At 75.0% G+C, this 25,598-nt stretch carries 27 protein-coding genes and 1 other RNA gene; 15 read left to right on the top strand and 13 right to left on the bottom strand.

Translation table 11 applies throughout. From position 1 onward, the window contains the following. The first annotated feature begins 18 nt into the window (after positions 1 to 18). On the top strand, positions 19 to 1,569 hold the full coding sequence (locus H0S66_RS15260) for a DUF3352 domain-containing protein (protein WP_179616129.1): 1,551 nt from the start codon (positions 19 to 21) through the stop codon (positions 1,567 to 1,569). 180 nt (positions 1,570 to 1,749) lie between these two features. Here the strand turns inward: H0S66_RS15260 and ybaK are convergent, their stop codons facing one another. Then, a complete protein-coding gene (gene ybaK, locus H0S66_RS15265; protein WP_179616130.1) occupies positions 1,750 to 2,244 on the bottom strand; it encodes a Cys-tRNA(Pro) deacylase in 495 nt (164 codons plus the stop codon). An 8-nt stretch (positions 2,245 to 2,252) separates the two neighbouring features. Further along, the gene (locus H0S66_RS15270) at positions 2,253 to 2,918 is read right to left on the bottom strand and encodes an LON peptidase substrate-binding domain-containing protein (protein WP_179616131.1); all 666 of its coding nucleotides are present in this window, start codon (positions 2,916 to 2,918) and stop codon (positions 2,253 to 2,255) included. A 93-nt stretch (positions 2,919 to 3,011) separates the two neighbouring features. Here H0S66_RS15270 and hisD point away from each other — a divergent pair, with 93 nt between their 5' ends. Genes hisD through H0S66_RS15310 form a run of 8 tightly spaced genes read left to right on the top strand, consistent with a single transcriptional unit; the run spans position 3,012 to position 9,457 of the window. Then, the gene (gene hisD, locus H0S66_RS15275; protein WP_179616132.1) at positions 3,012 to 4,328 is read left to right on the top strand and encodes a histidinol dehydrogenase; all 1,317 of its coding nucleotides are present in this window, start codon (positions 3,012 to 3,014) and stop codon (positions 4,326 to 4,328) included. Between the two features lie 9 nt (positions 4,329 to 4,337). Further along, positions 4,338 to 5,498: a histidinol-phosphate transaminase gene (locus tag H0S66_RS15280; RefSeq protein ID WP_179616133.1), complete on the top strand. Its 1,161-nt coding sequence runs from the start codon at positions 4,338 to 4,340 to the stop codon at positions 5,496 to 5,498. Next, a complete protein-coding gene (hisB, locus tag H0S66_RS15285) occupies positions 5,495 to 6,103 on the top strand; it encodes an imidazoleglycerol-phosphate dehydratase HisB (protein ID WP_179616134.1) in 609 nt (202 codons plus the stop codon). Before H0S66_RS15280 ends, hisB begins: the two co-directional genes overlap by 4 nt. Next, positions 6,100 to 6,759, top strand: coding sequence for an imidazole glycerol phosphate synthase subunit HisH (hisH, locus tag H0S66_RS15290; RefSeq protein ID WP_179616135.1), 660 nt, complete (start codon positions 6,100 to 6,102; stop codon positions 6,757 to 6,759). Before hisB ends, hisH begins: the two co-directional genes overlap by 4 nt. Positions 6,760 to 6,784: 25 nt before the next feature. Beyond that, positions 6,785 to 7,120: a hypothetical protein gene (locus H0S66_RS15295; RefSeq protein ID WP_179616136.1), complete on the top strand. Its 336-nt coding sequence runs from the start codon at positions 6,785 to 6,787 to the stop codon at positions 7,118 to 7,120. 25 nt (positions 7,121 to 7,145) lie between these two features. After that, a complete protein-coding gene (gene priA / locus H0S66_RS15300; RefSeq protein WP_179616137.1) occupies positions 7,146 to 7,880 on the top strand; it encodes a bifunctional 1-(5-phosphoribosyl)-5-((5-phosphoribosylamino)methylideneamino)imidazole-4-carboxamide isomerase/phosphoribosylanthranilate isomerase PriA in 735 nt (244 codons plus the stop codon). Then, positions 7,877 to 8,638, top strand: coding sequence for an imidazole glycerol phosphate synthase subunit HisF (gene hisF / locus H0S66_RS15305; protein ID WP_179616138.1), 762 nt, complete (start codon positions 7,877 to 7,879; stop codon positions 8,636 to 8,638). Before priA ends, hisF begins: the two co-directional genes overlap by 4 nt. A gap of 45 nt (positions 8,639 to 8,683) precedes the next feature. After that, on the top strand, positions 8,684 to 9,457 hold the full coding sequence (locus tag H0S66_RS15310) for a hypothetical protein (protein WP_179616139.1): 774 nt from the start codon (positions 8,684 to 8,686) through the stop codon (positions 9,455 to 9,457). Here the strand turns inward: H0S66_RS15310 and yaaA are convergent. Beyond that, on the bottom strand, positions 9,444 to 10,223 hold the full coding sequence (gene yaaA / locus H0S66_RS15315) for a peroxide stress protein YaaA (RefSeq protein WP_179616140.1): 780 nt from the start codon (positions 10,221 to 10,223) through the stop codon (positions 9,444 to 9,446). The two genes, H0S66_RS15310 and yaaA, sit on opposite strands and share 14 nt — an antisense overlap. Before the next feature lie 21 nt (positions 10,224 to 10,244). Here yaaA and H0S66_RS15320 point away from each other — a divergent pair, with 21 nt between their 5' ends. Beyond that, positions 10,245 to 11,705: an RNB domain-containing ribonuclease gene (locus H0S66_RS15320; protein ID WP_179616141.1), complete on the top strand. Its 1,461-nt coding sequence runs from the start codon at positions 10,245 to 10,247 to the stop codon at positions 11,703 to 11,705. 160 nt (positions 11,706 to 11,865) lie between these two features. On the opposite strand, the gene H0S66_RS15325 is transcribed toward H0S66_RS15320, so the two are convergent. The 5 genes from H0S66_RS15325 to rnpB all read right to left on the bottom strand — a co-directional run bounded on the left by H0S66_RS15325 (position 11,866) and on the right by rnpB (position 15,645). Next, a complete protein-coding gene (locus H0S66_RS15325) occupies positions 11,866 to 12,315 on the bottom strand; it encodes an NUDIX domain-containing protein (RefSeq protein WP_179616142.1) in 450 nt (149 codons plus the stop codon). 4 nt (positions 12,316 to 12,319) lie between these two features. Continuing rightward, a complete protein-coding gene (locus tag H0S66_RS15330; protein WP_179616143.1) occupies positions 12,320 to 12,730 on the bottom strand; it encodes a hypothetical protein in 411 nt (136 codons plus the stop codon). A gap of 118 nt (positions 12,731 to 12,848) precedes the next feature. After that, positions 12,849 to 14,243, bottom strand: a complete 1,395-nt coding sequence (locus H0S66_RS15335) for an Acg family FMN-binding oxidoreductase (protein WP_179616144.1) — start codon at positions 14,241 to 14,243, stop codon at positions 12,849 to 12,851. Beyond that, positions 14,230 to 15,099 (bottom strand): universal stress protein, encoded by an 870-nt coding sequence (locus H0S66_RS20790; RefSeq protein ID WP_179616145.1) that lies wholly within the window; start codon positions 15,097 to 15,099, stop codon positions 14,230 to 14,232. Before H0S66_RS20790 ends, H0S66_RS15335 begins: the two co-directional genes overlap by 14 nt. A gap of 147 nt (positions 15,100 to 15,246) precedes the next feature. Continuing rightward, positions 15,247 to 15,645: RNase P RNA component class A (gene rnpB, locus H0S66_RS15345), an RNA gene on the bottom strand. A 53-nt stretch (positions 15,646 to 15,698) separates the two neighbouring features. On the opposite strand from rnpB, the gene H0S66_RS15350 reads away from it, so the two are divergent. Then, positions 15,699 to 16,118, top strand: coding sequence for a tetratricopeptide repeat protein (locus H0S66_RS15350; RefSeq protein ID WP_179616146.1), 420 nt, complete (start codon positions 15,699 to 15,701; stop codon positions 16,116 to 16,118). A gap of 7 nt (positions 16,119 to 16,125) precedes the next feature. Here H0S66_RS15350 and map read toward each other — a convergent pair whose 3' ends face one another. Next, positions 16,126 to 16,974, bottom strand: a complete 849-nt coding sequence (map, locus tag H0S66_RS15355) for a type I methionyl aminopeptidase (RefSeq protein ID WP_179616147.1) — start codon at positions 16,972 to 16,974, stop codon at positions 16,126 to 16,128. A gap of 44 nt (positions 16,975 to 17,018) precedes the next feature. On the opposite strand from map, the gene H0S66_RS15360 reads away from it, so the two are divergent. Beyond that, the gene (locus H0S66_RS15360) at positions 17,019 to 17,228 is read left to right on the top strand and encodes a hypothetical protein (RefSeq protein ID WP_179616148.1); all 210 of its coding nucleotides are present in this window, start codon (positions 17,019 to 17,021) and stop codon (positions 17,226 to 17,228) included. A gap of 23 nt (positions 17,229 to 17,251) precedes the next feature. Continuing rightward, positions 17,252 to 17,539 (top strand): hypothetical protein, encoded by a 288-nt coding sequence (locus H0S66_RS15365; protein WP_179616149.1) that lies wholly within the window; start codon positions 17,252 to 17,254, stop codon positions 17,537 to 17,539. 91 nt (positions 17,540 to 17,630) lie between these two features. Here H0S66_RS15365 and H0S66_RS15370 read toward each other — a convergent pair whose 3' ends face one another. Together H0S66_RS15370 and panB are read right to left on the bottom strand one after the other, a co-directional pair. Beyond that, positions 17,631 to 18,920 (bottom strand): hemolysin family protein, encoded by a 1,290-nt coding sequence (locus H0S66_RS15370; protein WP_179616150.1) that lies wholly within the window; start codon positions 18,918 to 18,920, stop codon positions 17,631 to 17,633. Positions 18,921 to 19,006: 86 nt separating this feature from the next. Next, a complete protein-coding gene (gene panB, locus H0S66_RS15375; protein WP_179616151.1) occupies positions 19,007 to 19,867 on the bottom strand; it encodes a 3-methyl-2-oxobutanoate hydroxymethyltransferase in 861 nt (286 codons plus the stop codon). A 204-nt stretch (positions 19,868 to 20,071) separates the two neighbouring features. Here panB and galE point away from each other — a divergent pair, with 204 nt between their 5' ends. Together galE and H0S66_RS15385 are read left to right on the top strand one after the other, a co-directional pair. Beyond that, positions 20,072 to 21,085 (top strand): UDP-glucose 4-epimerase GalE, encoded by a 1,014-nt coding sequence (gene galE, locus H0S66_RS15380; RefSeq protein WP_179616152.1) that lies wholly within the window; start codon positions 20,072 to 20,074, stop codon positions 21,083 to 21,085. Between the two features lie 87 nt (positions 21,086 to 21,172). After that, complete coding sequence (locus H0S66_RS15385) at positions 21,173 to 23,227, top strand: NAD(+) synthase (RefSeq protein WP_179616153.1); 2,055 nt, start codon at positions 21,173 to 21,175, stop codon at positions 23,225 to 23,227. Positions 23,228 to 23,407: 180 nt separating this feature from the next. On the opposite strand, the gene H0S66_RS15390 is transcribed toward H0S66_RS15385, so the two are convergent. Together H0S66_RS15390 and H0S66_RS15395 are read right to left on the bottom strand one after the other, a co-directional pair. Further along, entirely contained in the window at positions 23,408 to 24,256 is an 849-nt protein-coding gene (locus H0S66_RS15390) for a JmjC domain-containing protein (protein WP_179616154.1), read from the bottom strand. Continuing rightward, positions 24,253 to 25,437 carry a GNAT family N-acetyltransferase gene (locus H0S66_RS15395; protein ID WP_179616155.1) on the bottom strand — a complete coding sequence of 395 codons (1,185 nt, stop codon included), beginning with the start codon at positions 25,435 to 25,437 and terminating at the stop codon, positions 24,253 to 24,255. Before H0S66_RS15395 ends, H0S66_RS15390 begins: the two co-directional genes overlap by 4 nt. Between the last annotated feature and the right edge of the window lie 161 nt (positions 25,438 to 25,598).

Here is a 25,598-nt window from a genome sequence, read left to right on the forward strand (position 1 = left end):
CGCGGTAAAGTGCCGGCCGTGGACCAGACCCCCCAGCAGCGCCCCGACGACGCCCCGCAGCCCGAGCTCCTCGAGTCGGGCGGAGGCGGACCGATCACCCCCGAGGCGCGCGCCGGGCGGCGTCGCGCCGGCGTGGTGGCCGGGCTCGGTGTGCTGGGCCTCGGGCTCGTCGGCGGAGCAGCCTTCGGCGCCTACTGGTACCTCGCGGACGGCGCCCAGGCGGCCGAGGCGTTCCCGGCCGACTCGGTCGGCTACGTCGGGCTGACCCTCGACCCCAGCGGCCAGCAGAAGCTGGCCGCGCTCGAGACCCTCCAGGAGCTCCCGACCCTCGCCGAGGAGCTCGACCTGGAGGGCCCGGTCGACGAGATCGACGTCAAGCGCAGCATCGCCGAGGCGGTGCTGGCCGACGCGCCCTGCGACATCGACTACGCCGGCGACGTCGAGCCGTGGCTGGGCGAGCGGTTCGGGGTCGCGGCGGTGCCGGCGGGCGAGGCGCTGCCCTCGATGGTCTTCGCCGTCGAAGTCACCGACGCCGAGGCCGCCGACGCGGGCCTGCGGGCGCTGCTCTCCTGCGACGGCGGTGACGCCGAGAGCCTCGCCGGCTGGGTCGTGGAGGGCGACTGGATGGTGGTCGCCGAGACGCCCGAGATCGCCGAGGACGTCGTCGACGCCGCGGCCGAGGGGTCCCTGGCCGACGACGACGACTTCCAGCGCTGGACCGGCGAGGCCGGCGACGAGGGCGTGCTGACGGCGTACGCCGCGCCCGAGGCGCTGGGCGTGCTGGCCGACCTGGGCAGCGAGTTCTTCGGTGGTGAGCTCCCCGGCGCCGACGAGCTGGTCGAGCTCGACGACGCCGTCGAGGACTTCGAGGGCATGGCGGCGGTGCTGCGCTTCGGCGAGGGCAGCGTCGAGGTGGAGGCCGCGGGCGCGGCCGGTGACCAGACCGACGTGCTGGGTGGGGGAGCGGGCGAGCTGGTGAGCGGTCTGCCCGACGACACCGCCCTGGCCGCTGCGGCCGGGCTCGTCGAGGGCTGGACCGAGGGGCTCGAGGAGGAGACCGCGTCGCTGCCCTTCGACGTCGAGGCGCTGCTCGGCGACGTCGCGGCCCTGGCCGTGGGCCCCGACCTCGACCCCGACGCCCTGCTCGGGGCGTTCTTCGCCGGTGACCTGAGCCGGGTCCCCGTCGCGCTGGTCACCGGTGGCGAGCTGGGCGACGCCGAGCAGGCGCTCGCCGAGGCCGGCCCGCTGGCCGCCTCGCTCGAGGCGCGCCAGGCCGGCGACCGGGTGCTGGTGGGCCCGACCGGTGCGTGGCTCGACGCGGTGGAGGCGGGCGGCACGCTCGGCGACACCGACCTCTTCAGCGCGGTCGTCCCCGACGTCGACGGCGCCCAGTCGGTGTTCTTCCTCGACCTCGGCGTGGTGGCCGACCTGGTCGGCGACGAGGTGGCTGCCAGCGGCACGGGCGACGACGACGTCCTCGCCGACCTGCAGCAGCTGGGTGCCGTGGGCGCCAGCGCCCGGGTCGACGGCGACGTCGCCCGCGCCGTCCTGCGCCTGACCCTCCGCTGACCCGTCGCGAATCTCACCCTGACCCGTCGCGAATCTCGCGCTGACCCGGCCCGAACTTCCCGTTGACCCGGCCAGGACCGACGTACCCGGCGGGGACTGCAGGTATGAGCCGGGTCGGCGCGACATATGAGCCGGGTCGGCGCGAGATATGGGCCTGGTCGGCGCGAGATATGCGCCGGGTCAGCGGGCGATGGGGGCGGTGGTGGCGCCGGTGACCGAGACGAGGTCGGCGGGGGTCAGCTCAAGGTCGAAGCCGCGCCGGCCGCCGGAGACCAGCACGGTGGGGTGCTCCAGCGCCGAGACGTCGACGACGGTGGGGTGCGGCCGCTTCTGGCCGAGGGGGGAGATGCCGCCGACCACGTAGCCGGTGGCCCGCTCGGCGGCGGCCGGGTCCGCCATCGCGGCCCGGCCGGCCCCCAGCGCCCGCGCCAGTGCCTTGAGGTCGAGCTGGCCGGCCACCGGCACGACCGCGACCGCCAGGCGTCCGTCGACCTCGGCCACCAGGGTCTTCAGCACCCGTGCGGGGTCGATGCCCAGCACCTGCGCCGCCTCCAGCCCGTACGACGTCGCGCGCGGGTCGTGCTCGTAGGGGTGCGGGGTGAAGCCGACGCCGGCCCGGCCCAGGGCGAGGGTCGCCTGGGTGGCGGGGGAGCGGTCGCGGGAGCGGCGCGCCACGAGCCGGCCTAGTTGGGCGACCAGCGCGTGCGCGCCACGTCGGTCGCCGGCAGCGAGGGGATGACGTTCATCGCCCGCAGCTCGGTCTGCAGCAGGTCGGTGACCAGCAGCAGCCGCTCGGTTGTGTCGTCGGCCTCGAGCAGCGCCTGCCGCTCGGGCATCGGCAGCGGCGCGCAGGCCGCCAGCGTCCACGACAGGTACGTCGGGTCGCGGGGCAGCGCGCCGGAGTAGGGGTCGGCGCGCAGCTCGGCCAGCGCGGCACGGTAGGCGGTGAAGACGCCGCGGGCGCGCTCGACGACGTGGTCCTCGACGACCCCCTCGGGCTCGGGCCGGTCCTCGACGTGGCCGACGGGGAAGAGGCCGGTGGTGTCGAGGCGCTCCAGGGCGATGCGCTCGAGGCCGACGGCGACGCAGGAGAAGGTGCCGTCGTCGTGCGGCTCCACCTCGGTGAGCAGCACCTTGACCCCGATCCGGTAGAGCGACTGGGCCCCGTGGTCGCCCACCTCGTAGCCCTCGCGGATGCCGACGGTGCCGAAGAGCCGCTGGGTGGGGTCCTCCACGCGCAGCAGGTGGTGCACCAGCGCGCGGTAGCGGTCCTCGAAGACGATGAGCGGCACGCTGACGCCCGGGAACAGCACCGAGCCCAGCGGGAACATCGGCAACGTGTCGCTCACACCCCCAACCTAGCGGTGGGGCGGCGAGGCGTGTGCTGTCCACCACCCGCTGCCGGCTGGGTGCGCGGGCCCGGCGCTCGTAGACTCGAGGGCATGATCCGCCGCATCGACCTGCGCAGCGCCGCCACCGGCCGCTCGGCCACCGAGCCGTTCGACTACCGCACGGCCCTGCCCCGCGCCGACTTCGACATCGAGGCGGCGGTCCCGGCGGTGCATGCGATCACCGAGGCGGTGCGCACCCGCGGCCTGGAGGCGATCCAGGAGATGTCGGCGAAGTTCGACGGCGTGGAGCGCGAGGACGTGCGCGTGGCCCCCGAGGCGATGCGCCGCGCCCTCGAGGAGCTCGACCCGGCCATCCGTGCCGGGCTCGAGGAGTCGATCGAGCGCCTGCGCCGCACCTGCGAGAACGAGCTGGAGCGCGACGCGGTGACGGACCTGGGCCCCGGTGCCCGCGTGACGCACCGCAAGGTGCCGATCGACCGGGTCGGGCTCTACGTGCCCGGCGGCCTCGCGCCGCTGGTCTCCAGCGTGCTGATGAACGTGGTGCCCGCCCAGACCGCCGGCGTGCGCTCGCTGGCGCTGGCCTCCCCGCCGCAGAAGGACTTCGGCGGCGAGGTGCACCCCACGATCCTCGCGGCCTGCGCGATGCTCGGCGTCGAGGAGGTGTACGCCGTCGGCGGCGCCCAGGCGATCGCGATGTTCGCCTACGGGGTCGGCCCCTGCGAGCGCGTCGACATGGTGACCGGCCCGGGCAACATCTACGTCGTCACCGCCAAGCGGCTGCTCAAGGGCGTCGTGGGCATCGACTCGGAGGCCGGCCCCACCGAGATCGCGATCCTGGCCGACGAGACCGCGGAGGCGGCGTACGTCGCGGCCGACTTGATCAGCCAGGCCGAGCACGACCCGCTGGCCGCCAGCGTGCTGGTGACCACGTCGGAGAGCCTGGCCGACGAGGTCGACGCCGAGCTCGACAAGCAGGTCTCGGTGACCAAGCACGTCGAGCGCATCCGCACCAGCCTCACCGGCCGCCAGTCGGGCACCGTGCTGGTCGACGACCTCGAGCAGGGGCTCGAGGTGGTCAACGCCTACGCCGCCGAGCACCTCGAGATCCACACCGCCGACGCCGCGGGCGACGCCGCCCGGGTGCGCAACGCGGGCGCGATCTTCGTGGGTCCGCACGCCCCGGTGAGCCTGGGCGACTACTGCGCCGGCTCCAACCACGTGCTGCCCAGCGGCGGCTGCGCCTGCCACTCCTCGGGCCTGTCGGTGCGCGCGTTCACCAAGTCGGTGCACGTCGTGGACTACTCGCGCGAGGGCCTGGCCGACGTGGCCGACCACGTGGTCACGCTCGCCGAGGCCGAGGACCTGCCCGGTCACGGCGCCGCCGTGCGCGTGCGCTTCGAGCGGTAGGGCGGCGACATGGTCTTCCCCCCGCTCCGCGAGGAGCTGCAGGGGCTGGCGCCGTACGGCGCGCCCCAGGTCTCCCTCGAGCGCGCCCCGGTGCAGCTCAACACCAACGAGAACCCCTACGGCCCGTCGCCGGCCTGCGCCGACGACGTCGCCGAGTCGGTGCGCCGCGCCGCGACGACGCTGAACCGCTACCCCGACCGCGAGCACGTCGAGCTGCGCGCTGCCCTGGCGGCGTACCTCACGCGCGACACCGAGCCGACCCGCGGCTTCGCCATCGACCCGGCGCAGGTGTGGGCGGCCAACGGCTCCAACGAGGTGATGCTGCAGCTGCTGCAGGCCTTCGGGGGCCCGGGGCGGCGCGCGCTGAGCTTCGCGCCGACGTACTCGATGTACCCCGAGTACGCCCGCGACACCTCGACCGAGTGGGTGCAGGGGCGCCGTGAGGACGACTTCACCCTCGACCTCGACGCGGCCCGCGCGCTGGTGCTCGAGCAGCGCCCGAGCGTCATCCTGCTGCCCAGCCCCAACAACCCCACCGGCACCGCCCTGGCGCCCGAGGCGGTGGGGGTGCTCTGCGAGGCGGCGGCCTCCTACGAGCCGTGCGGCCTGGTGGTCATCGACGAGGCGTACGGCGAGTTCCGGCGCGCCGGCACCCCGAGCGCGCTCGAGCTGCTGCCCGAGCACCGCAACCTCGTGGTGACCCGCACGATGAGCAAGGCGTTCGCGCTGGCCGGGGCCCGGCTGGGCTACCTGGCCGCCGACCCGGCGATCTGCGACGCGATCCGGGTGGTGCGCCTGCCCTACCACCTCTCCGCGGTGACGCAGGCGGTCGCGCTGGCCGCGCTGCGCCACGCCCCCGAGCTGCTCGGCAAGGTCGACGACCTGCGCGCCGAGCGCGACCGCACCGTCGAGTCGCTGCGCGCCAAGGGCCTCACGGTCGCCGACAGCGACGCCAACTTCGTGCTGTTCGGCACCTTCGCCGACCGGCACGACACCTGGCAGCGGCTGCTCGACCGGGGCGTGCTGGTGCGCGAGACCGGCCCCGAGGGGTGGCTGCGCGTCTCCGTCGGCACCCCGGAGGAGATGATGGCCTTCGACACCGCCCTGGACGACGTGCTGGCCCACGAGCCGGCCCCGGGGACCCGCAACGAGGAAGTGAGCACGCGATGAGCCGCACCGCACGCATCGAGCGCCGGACCAGCGAGTCCAAGGTGCTCGTCGAGGTCGACCTCGACGGGTCGGGCCGCCACGACATCTCCACCGGCGTCGGCTTCTACGACCACATGCTCACCGCCTTCGCGCGCCACGCGCTGGTCGACCTGACCGTGCAGGTCGACGGCGACGTGCACATCGACGCCCACCACACCGTCGAGGACGCCGCGATCGCGCTGGGCCAGGCGCTGCGCGAGGCGCTGGGCGACAAGGTCGGCGTACGCCGCTTCGGCGACGCGACCGTGCCCCTCGACGAGGCGCTGGTCCAGGCCGTCGTCGACGTGTCGGGCCGGCCCTACTGCGTGCACACCGGCGAGCCCGAGGGCCAGCAGTACGTCTCGCTCGGCGGCAGCGGCGTGGGCTACCTCGGGTCGCTGACTCGCCACGTCTTCGAGACCATCGCCTTCCACGCCCACCTCGCGCTGCACGTGCGGGTGCTGGCCGGCCGCGAGCCGCACCACATCGTGGAGACGCAGTTCAAGGCGTTCGCCCGGGCCTTCCGCGACGCGGTCGCGATCGACCCGCGCGAGAGCGGCATCCCCTCGACGAAGGGCGCGCTGTGAGCGATCGCCCGACGGTGGCGGTCCTCGACTACGGCTCGGGCAACCTGCGCTCGGTGGTGCGCGCCGTCGAGCGCGCCGGCGCCGAGGTCGAGCTGACCTCCGACTTCGACACCTGCCTGGCCGCCGACGGCCTGCTGGTGCCCGGGGTGGGGGCGTACGCCGCCTGCATGGCCGGCCTGCGCGAGGTCAAGGGCGAGCGGATCATCGGCCGCCGGCTGGCCGGCGGCCGCCCGGTGCTGGGCATCTGCGTGGGCATGCAGGTGCTCTTCGAGCGCGGCATCGAGCACGGCGTCGAGACCGAGGGCTGCGACGAGTGGCCCGGGCTGGTCGAGCGGCTGCAGGCGCCGGTGGTGCCGCACATGGGCTGGAACACCGTCGAGGCGCCCGAGGGCTCCGCGATGTTCGCGGGCGTCGAGGGGGAGCGGTTCTACTTCGTGCACTCCTACGGCGTGCGCGACTGGAGCCTGGTCACCAACGACCGCACCCGCGCGCCCCTGGTCACCTGGGCCGAGACCGGCCCCGCGGACGCCGGCGGCGACCGGTTCGTGGCCGCGGTCGAGAACGGTCCGCTGTGGGCCACCCAGTTCCACCCCGAGAAGTCGGGCGACGCCGGCGCGGCGCTGCTGCGCAACTGGGTCGCCACGCTGCGGCGCTGAGCCCACCGACCGGAGACGAGCGAGGATGAGCAAGGAGCGGGCGCGCCGGCGCGAGGAGCGGCTGCGCGAGCAGGCGGTGCTGACCGCGGCGCGCGCGGCCGAGGCCGAGCGCCGCGAGCGGCGGGCGGCGCGCCGCCGGGCGCTGGCCTCCTGGCTGCCCGAGCGCTCCTCGCGCACCGGTCGTCCCTCGGGCGTCATCGCCGAGCGCGAGCGCCGTCAGCGCACCACCACCGTGGTGCTGCTCGTGGTCCTCAACGTCCTGGTCGCGATGCTCACCGACGGCTGGGCCTGGCCCGCCCTCTCGCTCGTCGTCTCCGCCCTGGCCGCCCCCGTCCTGCACACCCTGCTGTTCCGCCGCTGAGGCGGCCCCACCACCGGAAGGTCCCATGAGCGACTACCTGCAGCTCCTCCCCGCCGTCGACATCACCGAGGGGCGCGCCGTCCAGCTCGCCCAGGGCGTCGCCGGCTCCGAGCGCGTGTACGGCGACCCGGTCGCCGCCGCGCGCCGCTGGCAGGACGCCGGGGCCGAGTGGCTGCACCTGGTCGACCTCGACGCGGCCTTCGGCCGCGGCACCAACCGCGAGCTGCAGGCCGAGATCGTCGGCGCCCTCGACATCGACGTCGAGATGTCGGGCGGCATCCGCGACGACGAGTCGCTGGCCGCCGCGCTGGCCACCGGCTGCCGCCGCGTCAACATCGGCACCGCCGCGCTGGAGCAGCCGGAGTGGTGCGCGAAGGTGATCGCCGAGCACGGCGACCGGATCGCGATCGGTCTCGACGTGCGCGGGCGCACCCTCGCGGCACGCGGCTGGACCCGCGACGGCGGCGACCTCTACGACGTCCTGGCCCGCCTGGACGCCGAGGGCTGCGCGCGCTACGTGGTCACCGACGTCAACAAGGACGGGATGCTCCAGGGCCCCAACCTGCAGCTGCTGCGCGACGTCTGCGCGGTCACCGACCGCCCGGTCATCGCCTCGGGCGGAGTCACCGAGCTCGCCGACATCGAGGCGCTGATGGCGCTGGTCCCCGAGGGCGTCGAGGGCGCGATCGCCGGCACCGCGCTCTACGAGGGCCGCTTCACCCTCGAGGACGCGCTGGCCCTCACCAAGGGCGCCTCGTGAGCCTCGCGGTCCGCGTCATCCCCTGCCTCGACGTCGACGGCGGCCGGGTGGTCAAGGGCGTGAACTTCGAGGGCCTGCGCGACGCCGGCGACCCCGTCGAGCTGGCCAAGCTCTACGACGCCGAGGGCGCCGACGAGCTGACCTTCCTCGACATCTCCGCCTCCCACGAGGGCCGCGCGACCACGATGGAGATCGTCTCGGCGACCGCCGAGCAGGTCTTCATCCCGCTGACCGTGGGCGGTGGCGTCCGCTCGGTCGCCGACGTCGACCGGCTGCTGCGCGCGGGCGCCGACAAGATCGCGGTCAACACCGCCGCGATCCGCCGTCCCGAGCTGGTCGCCGAGATCGCCGACCGCTTCGGCAACCAGGTGCTGGTGCTCTCGGTCGACGCCCGGCGCGCCGCCGGCACCGACTCCGGCTTCGAGGTCACCACCCACGGTGGCCGCACCTCCTCCGGTCTCGACGCCGTCGAGTGGTCCCACCGGGCGGCCGGTCTGGGGGCGGGGGAGATCCTGCTCAACGCCATGGACGCCGACGGCACCCGCGACGGCTTCGACCTCGAGCTGATCGAGGCGGTGCGCCGCGAGGTCACCATCCCGGTGATCGCCTCGGGCGGGGCCGGGGCGCCCGAGCACTTCGCGCCCGCGGTCGACGCCGGCGCCGACGCCGTGCTGGCCGCCTCGGTCTTCCACTTCGGCACCCTGACCGTGGGCCAGGTCAAGGACGCGCTGGCGCAGGGCGGCCACCCGGTCCGCTGAGCGGGTTCCGCGCACACGTACCCGGGGTACGGCATGATGGACGCCGTGACCGATGACACCACCCCCGACGGGGACGGCAGCACGCCGCCCTGGGGCTGGTCGGCGGTCCGTGAGCGCCCCACCGGGGAGCAGCCCCAGCGGGTGCTGCCCTCCGTGGTCGGCGCCGAGATGACCGCGGGCCTCGGGCCCCCGGTGGTGCCCGGCCCCGCGCCCGGCGTCGAGGGCGCCGCGGTGCGTCGCGACCGGCGTACGACGTGGGGCCTGCGGGTCGCCGGGCTGGCGTTCCTCGCGCTCGCCGGGGGTGGCCTGCTCAGCACCGACATCGGGGCCGGGCTGCGTGACGACGTGCTCGCCCAGCTGCCCGACCTGCTGGTGCCCGGGTCCGGCTCCGAGCCCGACGAGCCGACGGACGGCCTCGAGGCGGAGCCCGCGCCCGCGGAGGCCGCCGACGCGCCGCAGCCGCAGCCGGCCGCGGTGGTGCCGGGCACGCTGCTGACGCCCTCGGTGCCCTCGTCCGGCCCGTCGACCGACCCGGGCGCCGAGGGGCCCGGGACGCCCGACCCGCCGGTCGACCCGCCCACCGAGCCGCCGGTCGACCCGGGGCCGCCGTCGCCGCCGCCGACCCGGCCCGGCACCGTCTCGAGCCTGCTCGACCCGGTCGTGTCGGGTGTGGCCGGCCTGGCCGACGACGTGACAGGTGGCACGACCGACCCGGTGATGGGCGTCGTGGTGCCGGCGACCGACGGCATCACCGACGTGCTCGACGGGGTGGTCGACCCGGTGCTCGACCTGCTGGGCGGCGTGGCTACAGGTCGCTGACGACCACGTCGAGCTGGGTGCCCCGCGGGCCGGGCTCGCCGACCTCGGTGTGCCAGCCCAGGTCGCGCAGCGCCTCGGCCAGCCGGGCGGGGGTGCGCGGGTGGGCGCCGTCCTCGAGCAGCGCACGCACCAACCGGCCCTTGGTGGCCTTGTTGAAGTGGCTGACGACCTTCCGGGTGCCGCCGACCTCGTGCAGCACCCGCACCGTGGCCACGCGCGCGGCCAGGTCGGGCGTGGGCCGCCAGAAGGCGGCGTACGTGCTGGAGCGCAGGTCGACCAGGAGCCCGCCCCCCAGGGCGTCGGTGACGGCCTCGCCGAGCACCTCGCGCCAGGCGCCCGCGACCGGGCCCAGGCCGGGCAGGGTGGTGCCGCCGGAGAGCCGGTAGGCGGGGATGCGGTCGCCGGGGCGCACCAGGCCGAAGACGCTGGAGGTCACCGCCAGGCGGGCGGTGGCGCGGCGCCGGGCGGCGGGGCTGAGGGTCGTCACGTCGAGCGCGTCGTAGACCACGCCGGCGTACACCGCGTCGGCGCGGGCCGTGGGGTTGGTGCGCAGCTCCCGGTCGAGGTCGACCAGGTCGAGCTGGGTGCTGCCGACGTCGAGGACCCGCGCGGCCTCCTGCGGGTCGCCGGAGCACAGGTCGACCAGGGCGTCGAGCACCCGCTCGCGGGTCGGGGTGAGCGTGGGGAACGACAAGGTGGCCAGGTCGAGCGGCTTGCCGCGGCGGGGAGCGGTCTTGCCCTCGCTGGGGGGCAGCAGGATCAGCATGGTGGTCGTTATGGTGCCTGCATGCCCAGCAACCGCGTGCTCCGGGTCCGTTCCCACGACGACGGCGTCGCCGCGCACCGCCTGCGCGACGGTGTCGAACGACTGCGCGAGGAGCTGGGGGTCACCCCCGACTTCCCGCCCGAGGTCGAGGAGGCCGCGGCGCGCGCGGCCGCGGCGCCCCGCCTGCCCGACCTCGACCGCACCGACCTGCCGATGCTGACCATCGACCCCGAGGGCGCGCGCGACCTCGACCAGGCGATGCACATCGAGCGCGACGGCGACGGGTACGTCGTGCACTACGCCATCGCCGACGTGGCCGCCTTCGTCACCGCCGGCGACCCGGTCGACCTCGAGGCCAACCGGCGCGGCGAGACGCTCTACGCCCCGGACTCGAAGGTGCCGCTGCACCCGCCGGTGCTCAGCGAGGACGCCGCCTCGCTGCTGGCCGGGCAGGTCCGGCCCGCGCTGCTGTGGACCATCCGGCTCGACGCCGAGGGGGAGGGCACCGACGTCACCGTCGAGCGGGCGCTGGTGCGCTCCACCGCCCAGCTGACCTACGAGCAGGCGCAGGCCGCCCTCGACGACGGGTCCGCGCCCGAGACCCTCCGGCTGCTGGCCGAGGTGGGGCCGCTGCGCCTGCTCCGCGAGGCCGCGCGCGGCGGGGTGTCGCTGCCGCTGCCCGAGCAGGAGGTCGACGTCGAGGGCGAGCACTGGCGCCTGACCTTCCGCGAGCGGCTGCCCATGGAGGACTGGAACGCCCAGATCTCGCTGCTCACCGGCTACGGCGCCGCCGACCTGATGGTCTACGCCCGCGTCGGGCTGCTGCGCACGCTGCCGCCGGCCGACCCGCGCGACGTGCAGCGGCTGCACCGCACCGCCCGTGCGCTCGGCATCGAGTGGCCCGCCGAGATGCTCTACCCCGACTTCATCCGCACCCTCGACCCGCGCGTGCCCGCCCACGCCGCGATGGTCGACGCCAGCACCCGACTGCTGCGCGGCAGCGGGTACGTCGGCTTCGACGGCGAGCTGCCCGAGCAGCCGCTGCACGCGGCCCTGGCCGCCGAGTACGCCCACGTCACCGCGCCCCTGCGTCGCCTCGGCGACCGCTACGCCGGCGAGATCTGCCTGGCCCTGTGCGCCGGCACCGAGGTCCCCGGCTGGGTACTCGAGGCGCTGCCCGGGCTGCCCGAGACGCTGCGCGAGTCCGCGCGGCGCGCGGGTGCGTACGAGCGCGGGGTGCTCGACCTGGTCGAGGCCGGTGTCCTCGAGGACCGCGTCGGTGAGGAGTTCGCCGGGGTCGTCGTCGACGTCGACGAGAAGGAGCCGACCCGCGGCTCCGTGGTCGTGCAGTCGCCCGCCGTCGAGGGCCGGCTCACCAGCGACGGTGCCGAGCTGCCGCTGGGCACCGACGTGCGCGTGCGGCTGGTCGTGGCCGACGTACAGGCCCGGAAGGTGGCGTTCGAGCTGGTCGCGGAGGCCTGAGCGCCGCCCGCCCGGTCGTGGCCCGGGTGGTGGCTTGGGTCGTGGTCCGGGTCGTGGTCCGGGTCGTGGCTTGGGTCGTGGTCTGTGGACGCGGTATGGCGCGTCCGTGGGCACACGACCCGGACCACGACTCCGACCACGACCCGGACCACGACCCCCTTCAGCTCGGGTGGTCCGCGAAGTCGCGCAGCGCGCGCCCGGGGTCGGCCCAGGCGGCGCGGAAGCCGGCGTGCAGCGGCAGGTCGTCGACCTCGTCGACCGGCACCCACCGGTGCCCGTCGGACTCCGCCAGGTCGCGCACAGCGAGGTCGCGCGGGGCGCGGGCCAGCAGCGTCTCGTAGCTCCACCCGCCGCAGGTGGCGACGTACGACCCGGTGACCCTGACGACGGCGGGGTCGATGCCGAGCTCCTCCTCGGCCTCGCGCAGCGCCGCAGCCTCGGCCGACTCGCCCCGCTCGCGGGCGCCGCCGGGGATCGACCAGGTGCCGCCCTGGTGGGCCCACCGGGCGCGCAGCTGCAGGAGCACCGCGCCGTCGGCCGCGACCAGCAGGCCGGCCGCGCCGCGCGGGCCCCAGTGGTGGTGGCCCCGCGCGCACCTGGCCCAGCTCATGGGTTCATCGTGCCGGGTGGGCGGTGAGCTCCTGGGCGAGCCGGTCGGGGTCGGCGACGGTGAGCGTCACCCCGGGGTGCACGATCCGGCCGGTCGGGTCGATGCCCTTGACCGGGGTGCCGAGCTCCAGGCACACGGCGGCCTCGCCGTTGGTGGCGAAGGTGACGCCCTTGTCGCTGAACGACAGGTGCGGGGGACCGACGGTCTTGAGGTAGGCGAAGCCACCGCTGCGCTGCACGCCGGTGATGTTGGCGACCGGGGTGCGCAGCCGCCACAGCCCGAAGCGCACCCGCAGCTCCGGTGCCGCGGCCTCCGGGTCGTCGAGCTCGACCCACGCGGTGCGCGGGGTGATCCCGAGGGCCAGCGCGGGCAGCCGGTACGTCGGGGCGAAGGTGAACTCGTGTCGGGTGACCATGTGGCCATCACACCAGCCGGCGGCCCCCTGGCCCACGCCCGGGCGGGGGAGCGGGCGGGACCTTGGCCCGGACCCGACGGGACGTGCGCCCCTGGTGGGTCGCGGCGGGCCGGCCCCCTCAGCGCAGCAGCACGTCGCCGAGCGCGCGCCGGGGGCTGGGCGCAAGCGGGTCGCGGGAGGTCTCCTGCCACCCGACCCGGACCAGCAGCTGGGGGTGCAGGGAGGTGGCCAGCACCTCGTGCCGGAGCGCGTGCCGGGTCGGCGGGGCCTCCACGACGTGGCTGAGGGGGACCAGCGACAGCAGCTCGCTGGTAGCGCTCAACCACAGCCTGCTCAGGGCCTCGCCCGTGACCAGGTGGTCGAGCGGCTCGTCGGTGGGGGTGGCCAGCACCAGGACCCCGTCGGCCCGCTCGATGCCGCCCGGGTCGAGCACCGGCTCGTCGTCGAAGCGTGTCGCGGGGCCTTCGAGCGCCTCCTCGGGCACCCCGTCGGCACCGCCGCGACCGGTCCAGGCGCGCTGCTCCCCCCACCGGGCGGGGTCGCCGGCCAGGCCCGCCCGCGCCTCCTCGACCAGCTCCTCCAGCCGGTGCCGCTGGTGGGGGTCGGTGACGGCGGCGACGGTGCAGCCCTGGCGGGAGGCGAGTGACGCCAGGTGGTCCAGGCGCTGCTCGGGCACCGGCCACGAGGTGAAGCGGCGGCGGTCGGTGACGCGGGCCGCGACCGCCTCCAGGTCGCGGGCGCTGTCCTCCAGGTCCCGGCGGTGGGCCTCCTCGCTCCGGCCCTGCCCCTCCGGGTCGGTGGTGCCCAGGACGACCCGGGCCAGCAGCGTCGAGCGCGGGCCCTCGGGCAGGCGGGTCACGGTGCAGGAGCGTCCCTGCCCCCGGGCCGCCACCTGCAGGTGGTGCAGGGCGGCGCCGCAGCTGATCAGCATGTTGCGCCCGTCGGGGTCGGAGGCGGGCAGCAGCCGCGAGGGGTCGGCGTACAGCTCGACGAAGGGGCCGTCGACGCGCCAGAGCCACGGCTGGGTGTTGTGCACGCTCGGGGCGCGGCAGGCCGTCTCGAGCAGGCGCCGCTCGTGAGGGGCGAGCCCGGCATGCTCCGTCGACTGCGCCGTCGGTTGCGCCGTCGACAGGCTGCGTACGACGTCGCTGCGGCTCACCACCCCGACGAGCAGGCCGTCGGGGTCCACGACCGGCAGGATCGGCACGGACACGGAGGTCAGCAGGTCCACGGCCGTGGCCAGGTCGGTCTCGGGCCCGACGCTGGCCCGCAGCGGTTCCATGACGTCGGCGACCAGGGCGGGCGCCCCGCCGGCGCCGGTGGGCCGGTCGGTGTGCGGCACCCGCCCGCGGATCACGTCGGCCTCGCTGAGCAGGCCCTCGAGCCGGCCGGCGTCGTCGACGACCGGCAGCGCGGTGATGCCGTGCTCCACGAGCACCCGCAGGGCCTCGGTGACGGCCACGTCGCCCCGGGTGGTCACGGGTGGGATGGTCATGAGCTCAGCGACGTGCATGGTCGGCTCCTTCGTCGATCGGTCCGGGGCGGGCGAGCAGCACGGGGCAGGCCGCCCACGGCAGCACCGCCCGCGCCACGGGACCCAGGAAGGTCGCGTGCTCGCCGTGCCGCCGGCGCCGGCCCAGCACGAGCAGGTCGGCCGTGGCCGCCGCCTCGAGCAGCTGCGAGGCGGGGTGGCCGGAGGTCACGTCGACCTCGACGTCGCAGGCGTCCCCGCCGGCCTCGTCGAGCGCTGCCAGTGCCCGGCGCCGCAGGACGTCGTCGCTCTCCGTGGGGTCGGGGGCCAGCGACCCGGGCCGGCACACCAGCACCCGCAGCGCGGCGCGCTGCAGGCGGGCCCGGCGTACCGCCTCGGTGAGGGCCCGGTGGTCGTGCCCGTCCGGGGTCAGGCCCACGTCCACCACGCCGTGGCTCGACGAGGTCCACGACGGGGGCACCACGCAGACCGGGAGGTCGAGGCGCCCGGCCAGCTGCGCCGAGACCGAGCTGGTGGAGTGCCACGAGGTGCTGCTGCGCCGCCCGGTCACCACGAGGCGGGCGTCGTGGCACGCCTCGGGCAGGGCCGCGCCGGGGTCGCCCACGACCTGCTGCTCCTCGATGCCCACCCGGTCACCGACCTCGTCGCGGCAGGCGGCCGCCGCGAGGCGCAGCGCCTCGCGGCCCTGCGCGAGGGCCGGGTCGTGCGGCGCCACGTGCAGCAGCCGCACGGTGGCGCCGGTGCGAGCGGCCTCCCGGGCGCCCCACCGGGCGGCGGAGCCGGGGTCGGAGCCGCCGACGGCCACCACGACGCCGGCGCCGGTCGTGGCGTCCGGCCGGACCGGGGAGCTCGTGGGGGAGCCCGAGGGCGAGTTCATCCACCCACGGTGCCGCGCCGGCGCCGGGCGCCGGCAGGGCCCGAGGTCTGCGCACGGAGGGACGGAGGTCCTGACCCGTCCGGGTCGTGGTCCGCTCGCCGAGCCGGCCGGTTCGAACGGGCCGGCTCGGTGTGCCCGGCCCGGGTGCGGACGGGCTGGCCTGTAGGCCGGGTTCTGTCCCCGGGCCTCTCGGACCGGGGGGCGACCATCCATCTAGGCCCACCGTTGCCGGTGGGCTCCAGCGGTCTACCCGCGTGCTCGGGCGGGCCGCCCTCGAGCGCACGCGCGCCACCACGAGTGGTGGCTTCTTGACCTTGCTCCAGGTGGGGTTTGCCTAGCCGTCCGGGTCGCCCCGGACGCTGGTGGTCTCTTACTCCACCGTTTCACCCTTGCCCCGCCCGGCCGGAGCCGGTCGTGGCGGTCTGTTCTCTGTGGCACTGTCCCGCAGGTTGCCCCGGGTGGGTGTTACCCACCACCTCGCCCTGTGGAGCCCGGACCTTCCTCGGCGCACCTCGAGAGGTACGACGCGGTCGCCCGGCCAGCCCGTCCGCGTGACCAGGGTAGCGGAACACCGCGCCGGCCCGGCTTGTTGCACCACCATGAGCGAGGAGTCCCCGATCCAGGCCCCGCCGCTGCTCTTCCCCGGGCAGTGGGCGCCCGAGTCCGCCTACCGCACCGCCTACGACCTGCTGGCCCGCAACGCCCCGTCGCAGGCGCTCGACGTCCTCGAGCCGGCGCTGGAGCGCGAGCCCGGCAACCGCGGGCTGCGCTCGCTGCGCGCCTGGGCCTTCCTGGCCCGCGCCCAGCTGCAGCGCGCCGAGGACGACCTGCGCCTGCTGGTCGAGGAGCGCCCGGACGACGTGTGGGCCTGCCACGCGCTCGGGCGCAGCCTCGAGCGCCAGAGCCGGTACGCCGAGGCGCTGGGCTTCCTGCGCCTGGCCGCGGTGATGAGCGACGACTACGACCACCAGGCCGACGTGCTGCGCGTGCAGCGCCGCCTGGCCGACAGCCAGCACTGAGCCGCGCTCAGGGGTTCGTCAGCACCTCGGCGCCGTCGGCGGTCACCAGCAGCGTGTGCTCGAACTGCGCCGAGCGGCGCAGGTCGGCGGTCACGACGGTCCAGCCGTCGTCCCACATCTCCCACTCGTGGGTGCCCAGGTTGAGCATCGGCTCGATCGTGAAGGTCATCCCGACCTCGATCAGGTCGTCGTGCTGCGGGTCGTCGTAGTGCGGCACGATCAGCCCGGAGTGGAAGTGCGTGCCGATGCCGTGGCCGGTGAACTCGCGCACCACGCCGTAGCCGTGCCGCTTCGCGAAGGACTCGATGACCCGGCCGATGACGTTGATCCGGCGCCCCGGCTTGACCGCCCTGATGCCGCGCTCGAGCGCCTCGCGGGTGCGCTCGACCAGCAGCCGCGACTCCTCGTCGACGTCGCCGGCGAGGAAGGTGGCGTTGGTGTCGCCGTGCACGCCGTCGAGGTAGGCGGTGATGTCGATGTTGACGATGTCGCCGTCCTCGACGACCCGGCTGTCGGGGATGCCGTGGCACACCACCTCGTTGACGCTGGAGCACAGCGACTTGGGGAAGCCGCGGTAGCCCAGGGTGGAGGGGTAGGCGCCGTGGTCGCAGAGGAACTCGTGGCCGATCCGGTCGAGCTCGTCGGTGGTGACGCCGGGCGCGACGTGGCGACCGACCTCCTCGCGGGCCTGCGCGGCGAGCCGGCCGGCGACCCGCATCTTCTCGATGGTCTCGGCGTCCTTGACCTCGGGCCCGGTGTACGGCGCCGGCGCGTCGCGGTCGACGTACTCGGGCCGCACGACGTGGGCGGGCACGGGTCGGCGGGGGGAGAGGGTCGCGGGCGCCACGGGAGTCACGTCGAGCGAGTCTAGGCGGCGTCGCGAGGCGTTAGTGTCGGGGCATGAGCGAAGGCGGCAACCCCGACCAGTACTGGTTCTGCGTCAAGCACCACCGGGTCGAGACGGTCGACGACCTGTGTCCCGGCAAGCACCGGATGGGCCCCTACGACTCGCGCGAGGCCGCGGCCAACGCGCTCGAGATCGCCCAGGCGCGCAACGAGGAGTGGGACGAGGAGGACGAGCGCTGGGACGAAGCCGGCCTCGAGGACTGAGCCGGAGAGGACCGAGCACGCCGATGGCACGTCGACGGACCCGCCCTGCCCCGCGCCCCGACGCGGCCGACCCGTGGCCCTTCGTGGGCATGGTCGGGATGGCCACGACCTTCTTCCTGTACGCCGCCAGCGCCCCCTTCACGCCCTGGTGGGTGCAGGCGCTGATGCTGCTGTGGTGGGCCTTCTGCCTGCTGGTGGCCTCGGCCTGGTTCACCCTGCACCCGCGCTGGGTGCCGTGGGTGGCGGTGGTCTCCGCGGTGACCTGGTTCCTCGTGGTGGTCCCCGGCGGGATCTGGCTCGACTGGGACTGATCCCCGCGTGCGCCGACCCGTCACCCAGGACTCGCTGACTGGTCGATGGTGCGGGAGTGACCGGTCGATGGTGCAGAAGTGACCGCTCGGCTCACTCCTGCTCGGCCTGCGGGACGGGGTGCACCTCGAGGCGGGTGATCCGGTGCCCCTCGACCCGCACCACGACCAGCTCGGCGTCGGCCAGCCGCACCCGGTCGCCGACGTGGGCGACCCGGCCCAGCTGGTGCAGCACCAGGCCGGCCGCGGTCTCGTAGGGACCGTCGGGGAGCACCAGGCCGGTCGCGGCACCGAAGTCCTCGATGCTCAGCCCCGCGTCGAGCGCGGGGTCGGCCCCGGCGGTGCCGGCCCGCGCCGCGGTGAGCGGCACGTCGTACTCGTCGTGGATCTCCCCGACGAGCTCCTCCACGAGGTCCTCGAGGGTGACGATGCCGTCGGTGCCGCCGTACTCGTCGACGACCACGGCGATGTGGGTGCGGTGGTCGCGCAGCCACGTCAGCGTCGGCAGCACCTTGTTGGTGCCGGGCAGGAAGACGATCTCGCGGGCCAGCGAGGAGACCCGCGCCTGCGGGTCGGCGCCCAGCAGGTCGCGCACGTGCAGGAAGCCGCGCACGTCGTCGGGGCCGCGGCCCACCACCGGGTAGCGCGAGAACGGGTGGGCCAGCACCGTGGCGAGCGCCTCCTCGATGCGGGCCGCGGCAGGCAGCACCACCACGTCGCCGCGCGGCCGCATCACCTCGCGCAGGGTGCGGTCGCCGGCGTCGAAGACGTCGACGAGGATCTGCCGCTCCGCGGGCTCCAGGCCCTCGTGCTGGTCGACGAGGTAGCGCAGCTCCTCGTCGGACATCTCCTCGGACGCGGCGTGCGGGTCGCCGCCGAGCAGCCGCACCACCGCGTTCGTCGAGGCCGACAGGAACCACACGACCGGTCGCATCAGCGTGGCGAAGCGGTCGAGGGGCGGGCCCACCAGCAGCGCCACCCCCGCGCTGCGCTGCAGCGCCATCCGCTTGGGCACCAGCTCGCCCAGCACCAGCGAGGCGTAGGCGATCGCCAGGGTCAGCGCGATCAGCGAGACCGTGTCGGCCGCCCCCGTCGGCAGCCCCAGCGCCACCAGCGCGGGCGCGAAGTCGGGCGCGAGCGTGGAGGCGCCGTACGCCGCGGAGAAGAAGCCGGCGACCGTGACGCCGATCTGCACCGCGGCCAGGAACCGGTTGGGGTCGCGCGCGACCGCGGCCACGCGGGCGCCGCGCCCGCCCTTGCGCTCGAGCTGGTCGAGCTGCGACTCGCGCAGCGAGACCAGCGCGATCTCGGTGCCGGCGAAGACACCCCCTACCACGACGAAGAGCAGCACGAGGCCGAGGTTGAGCAGGGTCTGGGTGTCCAACGGGGCTCCTGGTCGAGGTGGTCGGCCAGCATCGGGCACCCGGTTGAGGGGAACCTGAGAAGGCCCCCCCGGGCGCCCGGCGCCGGTCAGAAGGTGTGCTCGGGCCCGGGGAAGGTGCCGCCCTTGACGTCCTCGGCGTAGGCGCGGGCGCCCTCGAGCAGCACGCTGTGCACGTCGGCGTACTGCTTGACGAAGCGCGCCATCCGCCCGGTGCGCAGCCCGAAGGCGTCCTGCCAGACCAGCACCTGGCCGTCGCAGCCGGCCCCGGCGCCGATGCCGATGGTGGGGATGTCGAGCTCACGGCTGATCTGGGCCGCCACGTCGCCGGGCACCATCTCCATCACCACCGCGAAGGCGCCGGCCTCCTGCACCGCCTGCGCGTCGCGGCGCACCCGCTCGGCCGCCTCGCCGCGGCCCTGCACCCGGTAGCCGCCCAGGGTGTGCTCGGACTGCGGGGTGAAGCCGATGTGGGCCATCACCGGGATGCCACCGCGGGTGAGCTTCTCGATCACCGGCACCATCTCGACGCCGCCCTCGAGCTTCACGCAGTGCGCGCCGGCCTCCTTCATGAACCGCACCGCGGTGAGGTAGCCCTGCTCGGGCGAGGCCTGGTAGCTGCCGAAGGGCAGGTCGCCCACGACCATCGCGCGGCGCGCCGCGCCGGCGACCGCGCGGGTCAGCGGCAGCAGCTCGTCGACGGTGACCGGCAGGCTGGTCTCGTTGCCGAGCACGTTGTTGGAGGCGGAGTCGCCGACCAGCAGCAGGTCGATGCCGGCCTCGTCGAAGGTGGCGGCGGTGAACATGTCGTACGCCGTCAGCATCGTGATCTTGTCGCCGCGCTCCTTCATCTCGCGCAGGTGGTGGGTGCGCACCCGCTTGACGGGGGCCTGCGCGGCGGAGGCGGGCGCGGGGGTGCCGCTGCCGTAGGGGGCGGTCTCTTCGCTCATGGCCGAGCTCCTCGTGGTGCATCTCGCGGCTCCCTGCTGGAGTCCACGGACTGCCCCCAGGCTAGGCCCGGGGGCACGCCGGGGCCGATGTGGTGCTGCTCACGCGCCGCGCCGCGGCGGCGGCGCGGCGACGGCGTACGCCGCAGGGGTGAGCGGGCGGCGCCGGTCTGGGCGTCCGGGCCGGGCGCGGGTTAGGTTGCGCCCATGCGCGTCCTGGTCTCCGGCGGTGCCGGCTACATCGGTTCTCACACGGTCCTCGCCCTCGTCGAGGCCGGTCACGACATCCTGGTCGTCGACGATTTCTCCAACGCCAAGCCCACCGTGGTGGGCCGGCTGGAGGCGCTGTCGGGGCGCCACATCCCCGTGCACGCCTTCGACCTCACCGACGTCGACAAGACCGCGCACCTCTTCGCGACCGAGGAGATCGACGCGGTCATCCACTTCGCGGGCTACAAGGCCGTCGGCGAGAGCGTGGCCAAGCCGCTGGACTACTACGAGAACAACCTCGGCTCGACCTTCTCGCTGGTGCGCGCGATGCAGCGCCACGGCGTGCACAAGCTGGTCTTCTCCTCCAGCGCCACCGTCTACGGCACCGACCAGGCCGGCGCCACCGAGGACCGCCCCACCTTCGCGACCAACCCCTACGGCTGGACCAAGGTGATGCAGGAGCAGATCCTCTCCGACATCGCCGCCGCCGACCCCGAGTCGCGCTTCGCGCTGCTGCGCTACTTCAACCCCGTCGGCGCGCACCCCTCCGGCACGATCGGCGAGGACCCCAGCGACGTGCCCAACAACCTGATGCCCTACATCGCCCAGGTGGCGGTGGGCCGGCGCGAGAAGCTGCAGGTCTTCGGCGACGACTACGACACCGTCGACGGCACCGGGGTGCGTGACTACATCCATGTCGAGGACCTCGCCGCCGGCCACGTCGCCGCGCTCGAGGCCCTCGGGCGCACCACCGAGCCGGTCAGCACCTGGAACCTCGGCTCGGGGCGCGGCACCAGCGTGCTCGAGCTGCTGCACGCCTTCGAGCGCGCCGTGGGCCGCGAGCTGCCGTACGAGGTCGTGGCGCGGCGCGCCGGCGACGTGGCGGCGTCGTACGCCGACCCCTCGAAGGCCAACGCCGAGCTCGGGTGGCGCACCGTCAGGACCGTCGACGAGATGTGCGCCGACACCTGGCGCTGGCAGTCGCAGAACCCCGACGGCTACCCCGACTGAGCCCTCCCGCCGGCCGGCGGGCCCGGCCCGCCGGGACCACCCGGCTGGTCGTCCCGGCCGGGCCGGGCGGCTGACACACTGCGTGCCGTGGACTTCTACAACGCCTACGCGCACGGATTCGCCCGGGTCGCGGCCTGCACGCTGCCGGTGGCGATCGCCGACCCCGCCACCAACGCCGAGCGGGTGCTCGAGCAGGCCCGGCTCTGCCACGACGACGGGGTCGCGGTCGCGGTCTTCCCCGAGCTGTGCCTCTCCGGCTACTCGATCGAGGACCTGCTGCTGCAGGACGTGCTGCTCGACGCCGTCGACGAGGCCGTCGCCACGGTGGTCGCCGGCTCCGCCGAGCTGACCCCGGTGCTGGTGGTCGGGGCGCCGCTGGTCGTCGACGGCCGGGTGCTCAACTGCGCGGTCGTGGTGCACCGCGGCGAGGTGCTCGGCGTGTCGCCGAAGTCGTACCTGCCGACCTACCGCGAGTTCTACGAGCGCCGGCACTTCGCGCCCGGCGACGACCGCCGCGGCGGCACCGTCACCGTGGCGGGCCGCTCGGTGCCGTTCGGGCCCGACCTGCTCTTCGACGCCGTGGACGTGCCGGGGCTGGTGCTGCACGTCGAGGTCTGCGAGGACATGTGGGTGCCGGTGCCGCCGTCGGCCGAGGCCGCCCTGGCGGGGGCCACGGTGCTGGCCAACCTCTCGGGCAGCCCGATCACAGTGGCCCGCGCCGAGGACCGGCGGCTGCTGGTGCGCTCGGCCTCGCACCGCTGCAACGCGGCGTACGTCTATGCGGCCGCCGGCCAGGGCGAGTCGTCGACCGACCTGTCGTGGGACGGGCAGACGATGATCTACGAGGTCGGCGAGGTGCTGGCCGAGGGGGAGCGGTTCGTCGACGGCGCCCACCACGTCGTCGCCGACGTCGACCTCGACCACCTGCGCCAGGAGCGGCTGCGGATGGGCACCTTCGACGACAACCGGCGCACCCACGCCGAGCGCAGCGCCGGCTTCCGCACCGTGCGCTTCGAGCTGGCGCCGCCCTCGGGCGACCTCGGGCTGCGGAGGAAGGTCGACCGCTTCCCGTTCGTGCCCGACGACCCCGAGCGGCTCGCGCTGGACTGCTACGAGGCCTACAACATCCAGGTCTACGGCCTCGAGCAGCGGATGCTGGCGATGAGCAGCGAGCGCTGGCAGCCCAAGGTCGTCATCGGGGTCAGCGGCGGCCTCGACTCCACCCACGCGCTGATCGTCGCCGCGAAGGCGATGGACCGCGCCGGCCGCCCGCGCAGCGACATCCTCGCCTTCACGATGCCCGGCTTCGCGACCGGCAGCGAGACCAAGGACTACGCCACCCGGCTGTGCGGGTCGCTGGGGGTCTCGTTCGAGGAGATCGACATCCGCCCGGCCGCCGAGCAGATGCTCGACGACCTCGACCACCCCTACTCCGAGGGCGAGCAGGTCTACGACGTCACCTTCGAGAACGTCCAGGCGGGGCTGCGCTACGACTACCTCTTCCGCCTGGCCAACCACCGCGGCGGCCTGGTCGTCGGCACCGGTGACCTCTCCGAGCTGGCGCTGGGCTGGTGCACGTACGGCGTCGGCGACCAGATGTCGCACTACAACGTCAACGCCGGGGTGCCCAAGACGCTGGTGCAGCACCTGATCCGCTGGGTCGCGGACAGCGAGCAGTTCGAGGCCGAGACCAACGACGTGCTGCGCGAGATCCTCGAGCTCGAGATCACCCCCGAGCTGATCCCGGCCACCGAGGACGAGCCCGAGCAGCGCACCGAGGACACCGTCGGGCCCTACTCGCTGCAGGACTTCACGCTCTACCACGTGCTGCGACGTGGCTACCGGCCCAGCAAGATCGCGTTCCTGGCCTGGCACGCGTGGCGCGACGCGGAGGCAGGAGAGTGGCCGCCGGGCTTCCCCGAGGACAAGCGCGGCGCCTACGACCTGGCCACGATCCGCGGGTGGCTCGAGGTGTTCGTGCGGCGCTTCTTCGCCAGCCAGTTCAAGCGCTCCGCGCTGCCGAACGGCCCGAAGGTCAGCGCTGGCGGCACGATGTCGCCCCGCGGTGACTGGCGGATGCCCTCCGACGCCGCCCCCACCGCCTGGCTGGCCGAGATCGAGGCGAACGTCCCCCGCACCTGACCCGGCGCAGATCTCGCACTGACCCGGCGCAAATGTCGCACCGACCCGGCGCAAATGTCGCGGCGACCCGGCCAGGATCTCCCGGGTCCGGGCCGGGTGCAGGTCGGCGCCGGGTCGGCGAGAGATATGCGCCGGGTGGGCGCGAAGTATGCGCCGGGTCGGCGCGAGGTTTGGGCCTGGTCAGCGGCGGCGTACGGCGGCCTTGGCGCGCTCGGCCGCGGAGATGGCGGTCGCCTTGGCGCGGTCGGCGCCGGGGCGGGTGCCGGGGGCGGTGGGGGTGAGCCCGGCGCGGCGCAGGTAGGAGTTGGCGCGCAGCACCCGGGCCTCGTCGGCGAGGGCGCGGCTGCGCCAGGTGACCGACAGCGAGATCGACAGCGCCGGGCCGTTGACGACCTTGTGCTGGGTGTACGGCGGCACGTAGATGCCGTCGCCGGGCTGCAGGTGGTGCTCGACCGGCTCCTGGACGTCGTGGTCGAGGTTGCGGTGCCCGCCACCCACCAGGCGCTCGGCCTCGTCGGCGCGGGCCTCGGGGCTGGCCCAGCGGCCGGTGACCATCGTCTTGGTGCCCTGCACCTGCAGCAGCACGTTGTGCTCGGGGTCGATGTGCGAGGGGGTCATCGAGCCGGGCGCGGAGAGGAAGACGAACCCCTCGCGGTGGTAGGCCCGCCCCGGCCCGGAGACCAGGTCCTCGATCTCGTCGAGGCAGGAGTCGAGCAGCGCGCTGTAGCGCGGGTCCTGCTCGACGTTCTTGACCACGCACCACGCGCCGTTGGTCTCCAGGCCCAGGATCATCTCGCGCAGCTCGAGGTCGAGGGTGGGGGCGCGGCCGTCGGCGACGACGTCGGGCAGTGCGCCGACGTTGTGCTCGATGCTGTCGGCGGGCAGCGAGACCGCGAGGTCGGCCAGCGCCTCGAGGGTCAGCAGGTCGTGCGAGCGCAGTGCGTGGGTCACCTCCTGCGGCTCGCCGGTCTCGCCGGCGGTGCGCAGGGCGCGCACGGACTGCTCGTCGAGGTGCAGCAGGTCGCTCATGGGTGGTCCTCTCGTGGGGCGGGTGGGCGGCGGTGGCGGCGCACGGCCGCGGCGGTCCTGGTGGTGGTCTGCGCCCAGCGCACCGCCGGCGCGCCGCGACGCGGGCCGAGGCCGACGGCCAGGGTGACCAGGGTCCGGTCGTCGCCGTGCAGGCGTCGGGCCATCGGGTGGTCGGGGGCCGCGCAGGTGTCGACGAGCGAGGCGCCCGAGGCGTGGAAGAGCGAGAGCTGGTCGAGGTAGAGCAGCAGCCCGGGGGAGCGCGCGGCGTGCTGCTCGTCGTAGGCGATCTTGAAGGTGAACTGGGTCGCGCCGTCGCGCAGCACCACCGCCATCGCGGCGGCCCCGCCCGTCCGGCCGCGCAGGGCCAGCAGCTCCAGGCGCCCCTCGGCGGCCAGCGCGCGGCAGGCCTCGAGGAAGAACGCCCGCTCGGCGGGTCGCGCGGCCATCGCGCCGCCGTCGGCGCCCTTCCAGCCGGAGGCCTCGAGGGCCAGGAACTGCGCGAGCGCGGCCTCGAGGTCCGACGGCGAGGCGCCGTCGGCGAGGTCGACCAGCGCCAGCCCGCCGCCGAGGTCCTCCTCGAGCCGTCGGCGCACCCGGCGCAGCTCCTTGCGCCGCCGGCCGCTCAGGCGCCGCTCGGCGTAGTCGTCGCGCTCGCGGCGGTGGGTGACCGGACGGGTCTGCTCCTCCAGGCGCCGGGTCAGCAGCCCCGACGCAGCGGCGGCCGACTCCACCTCGCGCACCACGTCGAGGTCGGTGTGGGGCAGCAGGAACCAGGCGTCGCCGGCGGTCGCAACCGCTGCGAGCGCCGCCCGCCAGCCCCGCTGGTCGAGCGTGGGGGAGACGAGCGGCGTACCCAGGAAGTGGTGGGTGTGCGCCCAGGCGACGCTCGCCCGCACCGGTGTTCGCCGCACCCGCTGGTGCGCGGCCACGGGGAGGAGCAGGTCGAGGCGCCCGGGCGCCCCCACGGTCAGCAGGCGTACGTCGTCGCCCCCCGCCAGGTGGCGCAGCGCGGGCAGCAGCACCGCGGGGCCGAGGAAGGGGTTGGCGTGGCGGGCCGAGGCGGCGAGCCGGCCCCAGGCCGCGACGACGGCGGGGTCGCCGACCAGGTCGTGCGGGGCCAGCAGCGTGGCAGCCGAGCGCTCCGCGCCGGAGGGCGCGGCGTGGTCGACGGTGGCGCTCACGGGGCTCCTGGTCGCTGTCGACGGCGGGCGGGCGCGGGAGCCGCACGGGCGCGCGGGCGCGCGCCGACCCCCGCAGGTCTGGTGCCCGCGGGGAGCGGCGGCAAACCACGACGCAGGCGCCGCGACAGGTGGTCCAGACCAGCAGTGGCGGCGCGACGTCG

It is taken from the genome of Nocardioides marinisabuli (assembly GCF_013466785.1).
GTDB classification, from domain to species: domain Bacteria; phylum Actinomycetota; class Actinomycetes; order Propionibacteriales; family Nocardioidaceae; genus Nocardioides; species Nocardioides marinisabuli.

What these genes read in the sequence shown, in the direction of transcription:
- H0S66_RS15330 (WP_179616143.1), bottom strand. Translation starts at nt 12,730, where the DNA reads ATGGTCACCCGACACGAGTTCACCTTCGCCCCGACGTACCGGCTGCCC.
- priA (WP_179616137.1), top strand. Translation starts at nt 7,146, where the DNA reads ATGAGCGACTACCTGCAGCTCCTCCCCGCCGTCGACATCACCGAGGGG.
- H0S66_RS15360 (WP_179616148.1), top strand. Translation starts at nt 17,019, where the DNA reads ATGAGCGAAGGCGGCAACCCCGACCAGTACTGGTTCTGCGTCAAGCAC.
- hisB (WP_179616134.1), top strand. Translation starts at nt 5,495, where the DNA reads ATGAGCCGCACCGCACGCATCGAGCGCCGGACCAGCGAGTCCAAGGTG.
- H0S66_RS15320 (WP_179616141.1), top strand. Translation starts at nt 10,245, where the DNA reads ATGCCCAGCAACCGCGTGCTCCGGGTCCGTTCCCACGACGACGGCGTC.
- H0S66_RS15295 (WP_179616136.1), top strand. Translation starts at nt 6,785, where the DNA reads ATGAGCAAGGAGCGGGCGCGCCGGCGCGAGGAGCGGCTGCGCGAGCAG.
- H0S66_RS20790 (WP_179616145.1), bottom strand. Translation starts at nt 15,099, where the DNA reads ATGAACTCGCCCTCGGGCTCCCCCACGAGCTCCCCGGTCCGGCCGGAC.
- hisD (WP_179616132.1), top strand. Translation starts at nt 3,012, where the DNA reads ATGATCCGCCGCATCGACCTGCGCAGCGCCGCCACCGGCCGCTCGGCC.
- galE (WP_179616152.1), top strand. Translation starts at nt 20,072, where the DNA reads ATGCGCGTCCTGGTCTCCGGCGGTGCCGGCTACATCGGTTCTCACACG.
- panB (WP_179616151.1), bottom strand. Translation starts at nt 19,867, where the DNA reads ATGAGCGAAGAGACCGCCCCCTACGGCAGCGGCACCCCCGCGCCCGCC.
- H0S66_RS15335 (WP_179616144.1), bottom strand. Translation starts at nt 14,243, where the DNA reads ATGCACGTCGCTGAGCTCATGACCATCCCACCCGTGACCACCCGGGGC.
- H0S66_RS15390 (WP_179616154.1), bottom strand. Translation starts at nt 24,256, where the DNA reads ATGAGCGACCTGCTGCACCTCGACGAGCAGTCCGTGCGCGCCCTGCGC.
- yaaA (WP_179616140.1), bottom strand. Translation starts at nt 10,223, where the DNA reads ATGCTGATCCTGCTGCCCCCCAGCGAGGGCAAGACCGCTCCCCGCCGC.
- H0S66_RS15280 (WP_179616133.1), top strand. Translation starts at nt 4,338, where the DNA reads ATGGTCTTCCCCCCGCTCCGCGAGGAGCTGCAGGGGCTGGCGCCGTAC.
- H0S66_RS15325 (WP_179616142.1), bottom strand. Translation starts at nt 12,315, where the DNA reads ATGAGCTGGGCCAGGTGCGCGCGGGGCCACCACCACTGGGGCCCGCGC.
- H0S66_RS15365 (WP_179616149.1), top strand. Translation starts at nt 17,252, where the DNA reads ATGGCACGTCGACGGACCCGCCCTGCCCCGCGCCCCGACGCGGCCGAC.
- H0S66_RS15350 (WP_179616146.1), top strand. Translation starts at nt 15,699, where the DNA reads ATGAGCGAGGAGTCCCCGATCCAGGCCCCGCCGCTGCTCTTCCCCGGG.